General features: G+C 67.0%; 14 protein-coding genes. 7 read left to right on the top strand and 7 right to left on the bottom strand.

Annotated elements, in window-relative coordinates; translation table 11 throughout:
* Window position 1: 1 nt before the first annotated feature.
* From AWC07_RS13955 to AWC07_RS13945, 3 genes are read right to left on the bottom strand one after another with little or no spacing between them, the layout of a single operon-like run.
* Window positions 2-301, bottom strand: a complete 300-nt coding sequence (locus AWC07_RS13955) for a hypothetical protein (RefSeq protein ID WP_036417613.1) — start codon at window positions 299-301, stop codon at window positions 2-4.
* A 42-nt stretch (window positions 302-343) separates the two neighbouring features.
* Window positions 344-835 (bottom strand): DUF2771 domain-containing protein, encoded by a 492-nt coding sequence (locus AWC07_RS13950; RefSeq protein ID WP_036417611.1) that lies wholly within the window; start codon window positions 833-835, stop codon window positions 344-346.
* On the bottom strand, window positions 832-2,427 hold the full coding sequence (locus AWC07_RS13945) for an MFS transporter (protein ID WP_036417615.1): 1,596 nt from the start codon (window positions 2,425-2,427) through the stop codon (window positions 832-834). The genes AWC07_RS13950 and AWC07_RS13945 overlap by 4 nt, the downstream gene beginning before the upstream one ends.
* Window positions 2,428-2,621: 194 nt before the next feature.
* On the opposite strand from AWC07_RS13945, the gene AWC07_RS13940 reads away from it, so the two are divergent.
* Together AWC07_RS13940 and AWC07_RS13935 are read left to right on the top strand one after the other, a co-directional pair.
* Window positions 2,622-3,425: a DUF3027 domain-containing protein gene (locus tag AWC07_RS13940; protein WP_036412778.1), complete on the top strand. Its 804-nt coding sequence runs from the start codon at window positions 2,622-2,624 to the stop codon at window positions 3,423-3,425.
* Between the two features lie 124 nt (window positions 3,426-3,549).
* Entirely contained in the window at window positions 3,550-4,632 is a 1,083-nt protein-coding gene (locus AWC07_RS13935) for an IS110 family RNA-guided transposase (RefSeq protein ID WP_084293498.1), read from the top strand.
* Between the two features lie 467 nt (window positions 4,633-5,099).
* On the opposite strand, the gene AWC07_RS13930 is transcribed toward AWC07_RS13935, so the two are convergent.
* A complete protein-coding gene (locus AWC07_RS13930; protein ID WP_036415383.1) occupies window positions 5,100-5,555 on the bottom strand; it encodes an SRPBCC family protein in 456 nt (151 codons plus the stop codon).
* Window positions 5,556-5,595: 40 nt separating this feature from the next.
* Window positions 5,596-5,871, bottom strand: coding sequence for a DUF2530 domain-containing protein (locus tag AWC07_RS13925; protein ID WP_036415386.1), 276 nt, complete (start codon window positions 5,869-5,871; stop codon window positions 5,596-5,598).
* A gap of 222 nt (window positions 5,872-6,093) precedes the next feature.
* Here AWC07_RS13925 and AWC07_RS13920 point away from each other — a divergent pair, with 222 nt between their 5' ends.
* From AWC07_RS13920 to AWC07_RS13910, 3 genes are read left to right on the top strand one after another with little or no spacing between them, the layout of a single operon-like run.
* Entirely contained in the window at window positions 6,094-6,525 is a 432-nt protein-coding gene (locus AWC07_RS13920) for an Rv0880 family HTH-type transcriptional regulator (protein WP_036415381.1), read from the top strand.
* Window positions 6,522-7,349, top strand: coding sequence for a TrmH family RNA methyltransferase (locus tag AWC07_RS13915; protein ID WP_036415379.1), 828 nt, complete (start codon window positions 6,522-6,524; stop codon window positions 7,347-7,349). Before AWC07_RS13920 ends, AWC07_RS13915 begins: the two co-directional genes overlap by 4 nt.
* A complete protein-coding gene (locus tag AWC07_RS13910; RefSeq protein ID WP_036415377.1) occupies window positions 7,346-7,642 on the top strand; it encodes a DUF2537 domain-containing protein in 297 nt (98 codons plus the stop codon). Before AWC07_RS13915 ends, AWC07_RS13910 begins: the two co-directional genes overlap by 4 nt.
* Here the strand turns inward: AWC07_RS13910 and sepH are convergent.
* Together sepH and serC are read right to left on the bottom strand one after the other, a co-directional pair.
* Entirely contained in the window at window positions 7,639-8,394 is a 756-nt protein-coding gene (gene sepH, locus AWC07_RS13905; RefSeq protein ID WP_036415375.1) for a septation protein SepH, read from the bottom strand. The genes AWC07_RS13910 and sepH overlap by 4 nt on opposite strands.
* A 120-nt stretch (window positions 8,395-8,514) precedes the next feature.
* Window positions 8,515-9,645, bottom strand: a complete 1,131-nt coding sequence (gene serC, locus AWC07_RS13900; RefSeq protein WP_036415372.1) for a phosphoserine transaminase — start codon at window positions 9,643-9,645, stop codon at window positions 8,515-8,517.
* A gap of 219 nt (window positions 9,646-9,864) precedes the next feature.
* On the opposite strand from serC, the gene AWC07_RS13895 reads away from it, so the two are divergent.
* Complete coding sequence (locus AWC07_RS13895) at window positions 9,865-10,890, top strand: AurF N-oxygenase family protein (protein WP_036415369.1); 1,026 nt, start codon at window positions 9,865-9,867, stop codon at window positions 10,888-10,890.
* Between the two features lie 6 nt (window positions 10,891-10,896).
* Window positions 10,897-12,591 carry a 4Fe-4S binding protein gene (locus tag AWC07_RS13890; RefSeq protein ID WP_036415366.1) on the top strand — a complete coding sequence of 565 codons (1,695 nt, stop codon included), beginning with the start codon at window positions 10,897-10,899 and terminating at the stop codon, window positions 12,589-12,591.
* Window position 12,592 lies beyond the last annotated feature (1 nt).

Here is a 12,592-nt window from a genome sequence, read left to right as displayed (position 1 = left end):
GCTAGGCGCGGATCACCGGACTGGCCACGGCGGCCAGCATGTTCGCCGAATCGGTCTCGTTGGCAACGTAGCGAGTATCAGCCTCGACGACATGGATGGCCCGGGCGATTACCCGTGCGGCGAGCGCCGCCGAGAAAGCCGTGACATCGGCGTGGGCGCCGTCGACTGCGACAGCGCTGGCCTGACCCGGCAAACCCAGCCCCGTCGGAGCCGCCGTCGCGTTCAATTCGCCCACCGAAGCGTCCCAGCGGGTGGCCATGGTCTGCAGACCACCGCTATCGACGCGCAGATTCTGCTGCATGGCGGCAGTGTAGCCGTCCTCTTCGCCGCCGGCACTTCGGCGTCAAAAGACCAGGCGCACAGACCATTCCGCGTGCGGTGCCTCGCGCAACTCGCCCGAGGAGGGGTCGACCACCAACGTCAGCAATTGCACCACTATCCCGGTCAGTCGGCCCCGTTGCGGGTCGACGGTGGGAATGGTAACCGCGAGCCGGCTGTCGGGCCGAAAGATGGTGGCGGCGGTATCGGCGGGATCCTCGTAGAGCTGCAGCAGTCGCCACGGCGCCCGCGAAATGGCCTGTGGCACCGAGAGCTGCACCGGATAGCGCTGGCTCACCGGCAGTTCGCCCTGGGTCTGCGGCGTCTCACATTCGTCGAGCCGCAGCACGTTGCAATACATGTAAGGGCCGACGCGGCTCAGGTGCCCGTGCGAGTACGCACTGATCTCAGGCCGCTGCGGACCGGAATCGCGCACCAGCAGCCACGCGCCAAGCCCCGCCCCGACGGACAACAGCAACACCACGACCGCGAGAAGCGCAACGCCCCAACGTTTCACTGCGGCATCGCTCCGGTTGCCGAAGCGGCGCGGCGGGTGCGCTCCTGCTCGGCCAGCACCGGCCGATTACCGCCGAGGCCCGGGATCAGCGAGTCGCCCCGGAAGCTGACGACGGTCTGCGCCAGACCCAGGATCAGCAGGGCGCTGACGGCGGTGAAGCCGACCCCCAATTCGGTGTAGACCAACACCCCGACCGCACCGCCGAGCACCCAGGCCAGCTGCAGCGTCGACTCCGAACGGCCGAACCCCGATGCCCGCGATTCCTCGGGCAGATCGTCTTGCAGCGAGGCGTCCAGCGAGGCTTTGGCGATTGCACTGCAGCCCGACGTGATCAGGGTCGCGACGGCGGCCGCCACCAGATTGCCGGCCACCGCGGCCGCCAGCGCGAACATCGTCACCACCACGGTGCAGCGCACGACCAGCACCGCCGGCCTGCCCAGTTGCAGGCGTGCGCTGGTGAAATTGCCGGCGAAGTTGCCGAGCGCGGCGGCAGCGCCGATCAGGCCCAGCATGGCCAACTGAACCCACCCGTCGGCGTCGTGAGCCTTTGCGACGAACGCCGGATACAAGAACAGGAAACCGACCATCACCTTGATGGTGCAGTTGCCCCACAACGAGGTAATAATGTTGCGGCCCAGCGGTTGCCGCAGACTACCGCTGAGGTTCTTGACTTCCTCGGGCCAGCTTCTTCTGCCGCTGTCGCGGTGGTAGCTCAACGTGGCTGGGACCTCGCCGGTGGTCACTTCGACCCAGCTTGGAATCCGCATCGACAGAACGGCGCCGGCGATCGTGATCGCGACGACGACGAACAACGCGCCCGGAAGTTCCAACAGATGAGTACAGCCGAACTCGACTCCGGCGGCAATGGCGCCGCCGGCCATCGTGCCGCCGAGCAGACCGAACACCGTCAGCCGGGAGTTGACCCGTACCAAATCGATCGTCGGCGGCATCACCCGCGGGGTCACCGCACTGCGCAGCACGCTGAATGACTTCGAGAACACCATCATGGCCAGCGCGCACGGATAGAGCACCCACGACGGGAAGCTGCCGGTGGCGCCGTCGTAATTCATGATCAACACCAGTGCCAACGCGGTCCGAAGTCCGAACGACAGTGCCAGCGCCACCCGTCGGCCGTGCTGCAGCTTGTCCAGCGCGGGACCGATCAGCGGCGCGATCACGGCAAACGGCGCGATGGTGATCAACAGGTAAAGAGCGACCCGCGATTTGCTTTCACCGCTTGCCGCGGCAAAGAACAACGTGTTGGCCAGCGCAACCGCCATCGCGGAGTCGACCGCGAAGTTGGCCATCACCGGCCAGGTCAGTGCGGTCAGGCCCGACTTGTCGGCGCCGTCGGCGGTGGCGGCGCGCTGCACCATCCAATACATCCGCGAGCCCATTTCGCGGCTGCGCATCGCGGCGGCGCGGGTGACGGTGATCCGTTCGCCGCCGTTGAACTCGTGCGGCGGCGGTTGGCTGTCGCGCTGGCGTTCCTGCTCCTGGCCCAGCGGCGGGAGGTAGCGGTTGGCGCTCGGCATGGGCGGCGGACGGCGCGGGCGTCGATAGTCGGCGTCGTCAGCGGGATAGTTGGCCATGCCGGGGTGCTCGTTGACCGTTCCGTTCCGGCTCCGGCGGCCCGCAGCCGGAGCCGTACGGCCCGGGTGATCACGCCGCCGTGCAGACACGCATCAATTCTGGCTTATCCCGTCTCCACGCGTAGGCAACCGGGTGTGGCTCGTCCACCGTGTCTTCCGGCAGTATGGATACTGCATTGCAGAGAGGGAAGAGTGTGACCGGACCCCTGGAGGAATCGGCGGAATCCGCCGTGGCGACCGTGGCCGAGTGGCCGCAAGACTTGGCGTCGGTGCTCACCGGCGCGGTGGACCAGGCCAGGGCGGCGGTCGCCGAGTTCAGCGGGCCCGATGCGGTCGGAGACTATCTCGGTGTCGGCTACGAAGATCCCAATGCGGCGACACACCGATTCCTGGCGCATCTGCCCGGTTACCAGGGATGGCAGTGGGCCGTCGTCGTTGCCGCCTATGCCGGTGCCGACCACGCCACGATCAGCGAGGTGGTGCTGGTCCCAGGCCCAACGGCCCTGCTGGCGCCGGCCTGGGTGCCGTGGGAGCAGCGGGTACGGCCCGGGGATCTGAGCCCGGGAGACCTGCTGGCGCCGGTCAAGGACGACCCGCGGCTGGTACCGGGCTACAGCGCCAGCGGGGACGCGCAGATCGACGAGACCGCTGCCGAGATCGGGTTCGGCCGACGCTGGGTGATGAGCGCGTGGGGCCGCGCCGCGGCGGCGCAACGCTGGCACGACGGCGACTACGGACCCGACTCGCCAATGGCGCGGTCGACCAAACGAGTGTGCCGCGACTGCGGGTTCTTCCTGCCGCTCGCCGGAGCGCTGGGCGCAATGTTCGGGGTGTGTGGTAACGAAATGTCGGCCGACGGCCATGTCGTCGACAAGCATTACGGTTGCGGCGCGCATTCCGACACCCCGGCGCCGGCGGGCAGCGGCTCCCCGATGTATGACCCGTACGACGACGGGGTGCTCGATATCTGGGAGAAGCTGCCGGAAGCGTCCGATTAGACCGTATGTGGTGACTGCTCGCGGAGTGGAGTAGTTGCTGGCCGGGGCCTCGCTCACGCAATCTCGTGGGTTACCGAGTGCGGTTCTGTGCTCGGCCTTTCCGACAGGTGTGAAGGAGGCCCCGGTGTTTTGCGAGCGTACAAGTGTTGGTTTGGATGTGCACGCGCGTTCGGTTGTGGCGGCGGCGATTGATGGGCGAAGCGGGGAGGTGTTTCGGGCGCGGTTGAGGCCGTCGCACGCGGAGGTCATCGAGTGGGTGGGCAAGCTGCCGGGCCCGTGCGCGGTGGTCTACGAGGCCGGTCCGACGGGTTTCGGGTTGGCGCGGGCGTTGTCGGCGGCAGGGTTGCGATGCGAGGTCGCGGCGTCCTCGAAGTTGCTTCGCCCGGCGGGTGATCGGGTGAAAACCGATGCGCGCGACGCGCTGAATTTGGCGCGGCTGTTGCGGTTGGACGAGGTTGTGCCGGTGCGGATTCCGAGTTCTGCCGAGGAGGCCGCCCGGGATCTGGTCCGTGCCCGGGAAGCCGCCCGAGCGGATTTGATGCGGGTCCGACATCGGTTGTCGAAATTGTTGCTGCGTCACGGGATCGTCTACTACGACGGCAAGGCGTGGACTGAACGTCACGACCGGTGGCTGCACCACCAGCGATTCGACGCCGCCCCCACACAGTCGGCGTTCGAGGATGCCTACGAGGCGGTGGTGCTCGCTACCGCGCGGCGTGCTCGCCTTGATGAGAAGATCACCGCGCTGGCCGCTGACAGCGAGTTCGGCCCGATGACGCGGCGGCTGGCATGTCTGCGCGGCATCTCGACGTTGACCGGGTTCACGCTGGCGGTCGAGATTGGCGACTGGGACCGCTTCACCGGCGCGAGCATCGGCGCTTATGTCGGGCTGGTTCCCAGCGAGCATTCCTCCGGGACCAGCCGGGCGCAGGGCGCGATCACCAAGACCGGTAACACTCATGTGCGGCGGCTGCTGGTGGAAGCTGCCTGGCACCATCGCAGCGCCTACCGACCCGGCGTGGCACTGCGGCGCCGTTGGGATCAGGCCCCGGCCGCGGCCCGCGCCCGGGCCCATGCCGGCAACCAGCGGCTGCATGCCCGCTGGGTCGACTTGAACCTACGCAGGAAACGAGCGGTGATCGCCAACGTCGCTGTGGCCCGCGAACTTGCCGGCTGGTGCTGGTCGCTGGCGGTGTTGCCCGACTGAAACCCTTGGCCCCCGAACCGAACCGTGGAGGGATCGGATCATCCAGGTCACAGCGCGAGGAGCAACGCGTCCTCAGGCTATGAGCAACCGGTGGCCGCCGAGGCTTGCCTGGCCACGCTCGTCCTTAGACCCGCGCTACGCTCCCAGCCGAACACCCGGTCCTGCGGTAACCAACCCGCGCATATCAGCCTTGACCACGCGTCGCGAAACGACACGCTGACCTCGACCCCTCGATCCCCCCACGGTTCTCCCCAATTCCCTGATTCCCCTATAGCCGCAACACGATGACGTCGTCCTCGCCGCGGTCAAGGCCAAGCCCCTCCCGGGGTGGGGCCTCGCGGCCCCAGCCCTGACCTCGGCTCCGGGCGACGTCCACAACAGCAGCCATCGGGGAACAGGAAAATCCCTGCCCTGCAACGAAATCAGGGTCAATTCGCCGTGTCCCCTTGACAAACCGTCCCTACATATCAGACTTTTTCGGTGGCCGCCTTGATCTTTGCCAGCGAGGTGTTCATGCCGTCGACCAATTCGCGTTCGAAGTTCGTGGTGCCTCCCAAGAGTGCGTTCACCGACAAGTTGGAAAACGCGCTGACCCCGTTTTCGGCGTGGCGGCTCTCGGTGACCCGGGTCCCCTCGCCATTCGGCTCCAGCTCGTAGCTCCAGATGCTGCGGTTGGTGTCGACCCGGAACGCCAGCTTCTGCTCCGGGATTACTTCGACGACGGTGCAGGTTGTCGGCCAGAACAACCGGTTGCGACGGTTGAGGTTAATGGTGCGGGTGCCACGGCGCAGCGGACCGAACTGGTGCGTCCAGCGACATTGCGGGCTCCATTGCGGCATTCGCCGCAAATCGGATATCAGCGCCCAGACTTTCGAGGGCGGCGCATCGATGTCAACCTGCGCCTGTAGCAGCGGAGCTACCAATTTGTCCTCCCAGATGTGTTTTGCGCCACTATTTTTGGTCTTACTGGTGGTCCAGATACGTCTCGAGTCCGGCTTGAGCGCCGCGAGCACCGCGGCGGGCGGCGGCAAGTTGCCAGACGAAGATGCCCGTGCCGAGCATCCCCACCGCTAGCCCGGCCACTGTCACCGGACGCCATGTCTGAAGACTGGGTACGGCGAATGCGGCCACCGCCGCGGCCACCCAGCCGAGTGCGCCGACCGCGATGACCGGCCACACTTCCAGTAGCGCTGCCGGTAATGGTGGCGGCTCGGGATTGTGGTCAGGTTCGTCACTCATCATCGGGTTTCAACATAGCCCGCGACGATGCCAGCCGGGTACACAGCAGCGCACGGTCGCGGCGCCGGACTTAGCGGCCGAGTGTGCGTAACGACGGCGCGGAGGTTGTCGCCAGGAGCGTTGAGGGGGTGCGCCCCGATGCGGGGAGATGAAAATCGTGGCCTGGCGCGGTTTGCCGTCGTTCTGATCGCGAGCACTGGGGTTCCGTTGTAACCTCGCGCTGTGCCTGACAGCGATGCGCAGCTGGCGAGCGACTTGTCGCTGGCGGTCATGCGCTTGGCGCGCCAACTTCGATTCCGGAACCCGTCATCTCCGGTGTCCTTATCGCAGCTGTCGGCATTGACAACGCTGGCCAACGAGGGCGCGATGACGCCCGGCGCACTGGCCGTCCGGGAACGGGTCCGCCCACCGTCGATGACCCGGGTGATCGCCTCGCTGGCCGACGTGGGTCTGGTGGACCGCACCCCGCATCCCGTGGATGGCCGTCAGGTGCTGGTATCGGTATCCCAAGCCGGCGCGGAGTTGGTCAGAGCCGCGCGGCGAGCCCGTCAGGAGTGGCTGGCCGAACGGCTCGCGACGCTCGACAGCGGCAAACGTGACACCCTGCGGCACGCCGCCGACATCATGGTGGCCCTGGTCGACGAAAGCCCGTGACCGTCCCCGACGTCGACGTTCAAGACATCAGCGATCCCGACGATCCCCGCCTTGACGATTTCCGCGACCTGAACAGCGTTGACCGCAGGCCTGACCTGCCGTCCGGGAAAGGCCTGGTGATCGCCGAGGGTGTGCTGGTCGTGCAGCGCATGCTGGCTTCGCGCTTTACCCCGCGGGCAATGCTTGGCACCGACCGCAGGCTGGCCGAGCTCAGGGACGACTTGGCCGGCAGCCCGGCGCCCTACTACCGAGCCTCCGCGGACGTCATGGCGCAGGCTGTCGGGTTTCACCTCAACCGGGGGGTGCTGGCCTCGGCAAGCCGGTTACCGGAGCCCAGCGTTACCGAGGTGGTCGACGGCGCTCGCACCGTGGTCGTGCTCGAGGGGGTCAACGATCACGAAAACCTGGGGTCGATCTTTCGCAACGCCGCGGGGTTGGGGGTAGATGCGGTGGTGTTCGGCAGCGGTTGTGCCGACCCGCTGTACCGTCGCGCGGTCCGGGTGTCCATGGGTCACGCATTGCTGGTGCCCTACGCTCGAGCAGCCGACTGGCCGGCCGACTTGGTGATGCTGCAAGAAAAGGGCTTTCGGTTGTTGGCAATGACTCCGCGCGGCGACGCGCGGCAGCTGGGCGAGGCGATGGACGCGGTGCGCGAACAACCGATTGCGTTGTTGGTCGGTGCCGAGGGCCCGGGACTGACCGCCGCCGCCTTGCGGATCAGCGATCTGCGGGTGCGGATCCCGATGTCGCGGGGCACCGACTCACTCAACGTGGCGACGGCGGCCGCGCTGGCTTTCTACGAGCGGGCTAGGCTTGGCCGGTGAGCCGGGAGCTCGAAGCGCGCGACGAATCTGTGCCGTGGGCAACGGGTTTGGTGGTAGCCGGTTTCGTCGCCGCTGTGACCGGGGTAGGGATGGCGGTGCTCAGCCTGGGGCTGATCCGGGTGCACCCGTTGCTGGCGGTCGGGCTCAATGTGGTGGCGGTCGGTGGGCTGGCGCCGACCCTCTGGGGCTGGCGGCGCACTCCGGTGCTGCGCTGGTTTGTCCTGGGTGCGGGAGTAGGGGTCGCGGTGGCGTGGTTGACGCTGCTCGCGATGACCGGGTTGGGGCGTGCTTAGCGCTGCCCGCCGGAGCGCACCCCGAGCAAGACGTCCTCCCAGGCCGGGATGGCCGGCTTGGCCCGCCGGCTGCTGGCCGGTGCTTCGACCGGTGGGGCCGGCGCCGGCCGGGGTGGTTCGTCGAAGGCGAGGTGTGCCACCGGAGCCACCGGCCGCAGCGGTGATTTGAAGTCCGGGTCGATGAGCTCACTGGCCGCGTCGTCGATCGCGGTGACGGTGCCGCCATGCGCGCCCGGTGTGTAGCGGAAATGCGCGAGGTTGTCGGAACGGCCGGCCTGCCACGCAAGCTGCACCGTCCAGCGGCCGTCTTCGTTGCGCCACGCGTCCCAGCTGAGTTTCTCCGGGTTGAGGCCACGCGTCAGCAGCGCAGTGGTGATGGTTTCGAGCAGGGTCAGCACCGCGGGGCCGTCCGACAGCATCGGGTGCGCGGCCGTTGCCAGCTCAGCGGCACGCGACCGTTCCAGCAATACCGGGTGGGCGAACCGCTGGATGCGCGCCAGATCGGAGCCCGACGCGGTGGCCACCTGCTCCACCGATGCTCCGGCGCGGATCCTGGCCTGAATTTCCTTGGGGCTCAACATATTCGTTATTTCCATGTCCAGGTGTGGTTGAACCGGGTGCGCCGTATTGCCGCTCAAGACCGCCCGCAATCGGTCGTCGGCCGCCAGCTTGAATGTTTCGGCCGGTTTGGCGCCCTCGCAGATGAGGTATTTGCCGTCGGCGTCCAGCCCAACCAGTTTGAGTTCCCGCATGGCTTCTCCTCGCAGGTTCCGTGCAGCTGAGCACCAGACCTGTTACGTGCGCACTTTAATGCAGCCAATCCCGCAACCCGCGCTGACACGCGGGACGGTTGCGGGCGGATAACGAGCAGGTTAGAGCCGCTCGACCACCCAGTCGATGCACTGGGTGAGGGCGCTGACGTCGTCGGGTTCGACGGCGGGGAACATCGCCACCCGCAACTGGTTGCGGCCAAGTTTGCGGTACGGCTCGGTGTCGACGATGCCGTTTGCCCGCAAGGTCTTGGCCACGGCCGCGGCGTCGACGTCGTCGTCGAAGTCGATCGTGCCCACCACCTGCGAGCGCAGCTCCGGGTCGGTGACGAACGGCGTGGTGTACGGCCGCTCCTGCGCCCACGAGTACAACCGCTGCGAGGAGTCCGCGGTGCGCTTGACCGCCCACTCCAGCCCGCCGTTGCCCAGCAGCCAGTCGAGCTGTTCGGCCAGCAGCGCCAGCGTGCCGATCGCCGGTGTGTTGTACGTCTGGTTCTTCAGACTGTTCTCGATCGCTATCGGTAGCGACAAGAAGTCGGGAACCCAGCGCCCCGAGGCCGCGATGGCCTCGACGCGGGCCAGCGCGGCCGGGCTCATCAGAGCCAGCCACAGGCCACCGTCGCTGGCGAAATTCTTCTGCGGCGCGAAGTAATACGCGTCAGCCTCGGTGATGTCGACCGGCAGACCGCCGGCACCCGAGGTGGCGTCGATGACGATCAGCGCGTCGCCCGAGCCGGCGGGACGTCGCACCGGTACCGCCACCCCGGTCGACGTTTCATTGTGAGCCCAGGCGATCACGTCCACCGACGGGTCGGCCTGCGGCCGCGGCGCGCCGCCCGGGTCCGCCTTGATGACGATCGGGTCGCCGACGAACGGGTTCTTGGTGACGGCTGAGGCGAACTTCGAGCTGAACTCGCCGTAGGCCAGGTGCAATGAGCGCTTGTCGATCAGCCCGAACGCGGCGGCGTCCCAAAACGCCGTCGCGCCGCCGTTGCCCAAAATCACCTGGTAACCATCGGGCAGCGAGAAGAGCTCGGCCAGACCGGTGCGCACCCGGCCCACCAGATTCTTGACCGGCGACTGCCGGTGCGAGGTGCCGAACAATGCCGCCGCAGTGGTGGTCAGCGCATGCAATTGCTCCGGCCGCACCTTTGACGGGCCCGACCCGAAGCGCCCGTCACGGGGTTTGAGGTCAGCGGGAATCTCGAGGGCAGTCGTCAGCTGGTCGGCCATGGCACTCAGGGTAGTGAAGCGGTGGGGGGCCGGCGACCATGCGGGCCGGATAACGCCGCGGCAAGCCGCCCGCCGTGAGCAGCGTCACACCCAATCGATCGATGCGGACCAGGACACAGCCCGCCGGCGGGTCTGGATAATTCCCGGTACCAGCGGTACCGTGTTTATCGGACGTCCGAGGGTAAACCTCAACACAAACCTCATCGGGGAGGCTTCTCAGTGGACAAGACGCGCATGGTTCGGCGTTGGCGCCGCAACATGGAGGTTCGGGACGACACCGAGTACGTGGAGATGCTCGCCACACTGTCCGAGGGGTCGGTGCGGCGAAACTTCAATCCGTACACCGACATCGATTGGGAGTCACCGGAATTCGCTGTCACCGACAACGATCCGCGGTGGATACTGCCGGCGACGGACCCGTTGGGCCGCCACCCCTGGTATCTGGCGCAGCCCGACGAGCGCAAGATCAAGATCGGGATGTGGCGTCAGGCCAACGTGGCCAAGGTCGGGCTGCACTTCGAGTCCATCCTGATCCGCGGCCTGATGAACTACACGTTCTGGATGCCCAACGGGTCACCGGAATATCGGTATTGCCTGCATGAATCGGTTGAAGAGTGCAACCACACCATGATGTTCCAGGAGATGATCAACCGTGTCGGCGCCGACGTTGCGGGGATGCCGCGGCGGCTGCGCTGGGTTTCGCCGTTCATCCCGCTGGTGGCCGGCCCGCTGCCGGTGGCCTTCTTCATCGGGGTACTCGCCGGCGAGGAGCCCATCGACCACACCCAGAAGAATGTGTTGCGTGAGGGTAAGACGCTGCATCCGATCATGGAACGGGTGATGTCCATTCACGTGGCCGAGGAAGCTCGGCACATCTCCTTCGCGCATGAGTTCCTACGTAAGCGGTTGCCGCAGTTGACCAAGCGGCAGCGATTCTGGACGTCGTTGTACTTCCCGCTGACCATGCGGATGTTGTGTAACGCAATCGTGGTGCCGCCCAAGGCGTTCTGGGAGGAATTCGACATCCCGCGTGAGGTGAAGAAGGAGCTGTTCTTCCGGTCGCCGCAGTCGCGAAAGTGGTTGCGCGACATGTTCGCCGACGTACGGATGCTGGCTTACGACACCGGGTTGATGGAAAGTCGCCTGGCCCGGCTCATGTGGCGGCTGTGCAAGATCAATGGCGAGCCGTCGCGCTACCGCAGCGAGCCGCAGCGTCAGCACCTGGCTGCTGCCCCGGCCGCGTAATCCTTTATGCCGCACGTTATTACCCAGTCGTGCTGCAATGACGCGTCCTGTGTCTTTGCCTGCCCGGTCAATTGCATCCATCCCTCGCCGGACGAGCCGGGGTTTGCCACGTCGGAGATGCTGTATATCGATCCGGTGGCGTGCGTCGACTGTGGCGCCTGCGTGAGCGCCTGCCCGGTGGGAGCGATTTCACCGGATAGCAGGCTGGAATCGCGGCAACTGCCGTTCGTCGAGATCAACGCCTCGTATTATCCGAAGCGGCCCGCCGATGCGAAGCTGCCGCCGACGTCGAAACTGGCCCCCGTGATCCCGGCCGCCGAGGTGCATGCCCGCCGCCATCCGCTGACCGTTGCCATTGTCGGATCCGGACCCGCCGCGATGTATGCCGCCGACGAGCTTCTGGTCCAACCGGGGGTGCACGTCAACGTTTTCGAGAAGCTGCCCACGCCCTACGGGCTGGTGCGCGCCGGGGTGGCGCCGGATCACCCGAACACCAAGCGGGTCACCACACTGTTCGACCGGGTCGCGCGCCATGACCGGTTCCGGTTCTACCTCAACCTCGAGATCGGCAAGCACCTGACGCACGCCGATCTGTTGGCCCACCACCACGCCGTGGTGTACGCAGTCGGCGCCCCCGACGACCGTCGCCTCGACGTCGGCGGAATGGGGTTACCCGGCACCGGTACCGCGACGGAGCTGGTCGCGTGGGTCAACGGCCATCCCGACTTCGTCGATCTCCCGGTCGATCTCGGTCACGACCGCGTCGTGATCATCGGCAACGGCAATGTCGCTCTCGACGTGGCACGGGTGCTCACCGCCGACCCGGGTGACCTGGCCCGGACCGACATCGCCGATCATGCGCTGCAGGCGCTGCGCGGCTCGGCGGTCCGTGAGGTGGTGATCGCTGCCCGCCGCGGACCCGCTCACTCGGCGTTCACCCTGCCCGAGTTGATCGGGCTTACCGCCGCGTCCGACGTGGTGCTCGACCGCGACGACCACAAGCGGGTCCTCGAGGACTTGGCAACCGTCTCGGAGCCGCTGACGAAAGCCAAGCTGGAGATCCTGAGCACCCTGGGCGACGGGTCGAGCCCGGCGTCGCAGCCGCGAATCCGGCTGGCCTATCAGCTCACACCCCGCCGCGTCCTGGGATCCCAACGGGCCACCGGCGTCGAGTTCGCCGTCACCGGCACCGACGAGATGCGCCGGCTTGACGCGGGTCTGGTGCTGACGTCGATCGGTTACCGCGGCAAGCGGATTCGTGATCTGCCGTTCGACGAGGCGGCGGCCGTCGTGCCCAACGACGGTGGCCGGGTCGTCGATCCGGGTACCGGGCAGCCGGTGCCGGGTGCCTATGTCGCGGGCTGGATCAAGCGCGGGCCGACCGGGTTCATCGGTACGAACAAATCCTGTTCCTGGCAAACCGTTCAGGGGTTGGTGGCCGACTTCAATGCGGGCAAGCTCACCGATCCGGTGGGCAAGCCGGCGGCGCTGGACCACCTGGTGACCACGCGTCAGCCCGACGTCATCGACGCCGCGGGCTGGTGTGCCATCGATGCCGCCGAGGTCGCCCGCGGCAGCCGCGACGGGCGGCCGCGCAACAAATTCACCGACGTCACCGACATGCTTGCGGCGGCGACCGGCGAACAGCAGACGGCGCCACTGCGACGGCGCCTGCTGACGCGGCTGCGTGAGCTGGCCTGAA

It is taken from the genome of Mycobacterium gastri (assembly GCF_002102175.1).
Lineage (GTDB): Bacteria > Actinomycetota > Actinomycetes > Mycobacteriales > Mycobacteriaceae > Mycobacterium > Mycobacterium gastri.
Note: the sequence above shows the minus strand (reverse complement) of the source record. Positions and strands in the feature narration are given on the sequence as shown.

Coding starts and splice junctions, on each gene's coding strand:
- AWC07_RS13955 (WP_036417613.1), bottom strand. CDS start 301: ATGCAGCAGAATCTGCGCGTCGATAGCGGTGGTCTGCAGACCATGGCC.
- AWC07_RS13890 (WP_036415366.1), top strand. CDS start 10,897: ATGCCGCACGTTATTACCCAGTCGTGCTGCAATGACGCGTCCTGTGTC.
- AWC07_RS13945 (WP_036417615.1), bottom strand. CDS start 2,427: ATGGCCAACTATCCCGCTGACGACGCCGACTATCGACGCCCGCGCCGT.
- serC (WP_036415372.1), bottom strand. CDS start 9,645: ATGGCCGACCAGCTGACGACTGCCCTCGAGATTCCCGCTGACCTCAAA.
- sepH (WP_036415375.1), bottom strand. CDS start 8,394: ATGCGGGAACTCAAACTGGTTGGGCTGGACGCCGACGGCAAATACCTC.
- AWC07_RS13925 (WP_036415386.1), bottom strand. CDS start 5,871: ATGAGTGACGAACCTGACCACAATCCCGAGCCGCCACCATTACCGGCA.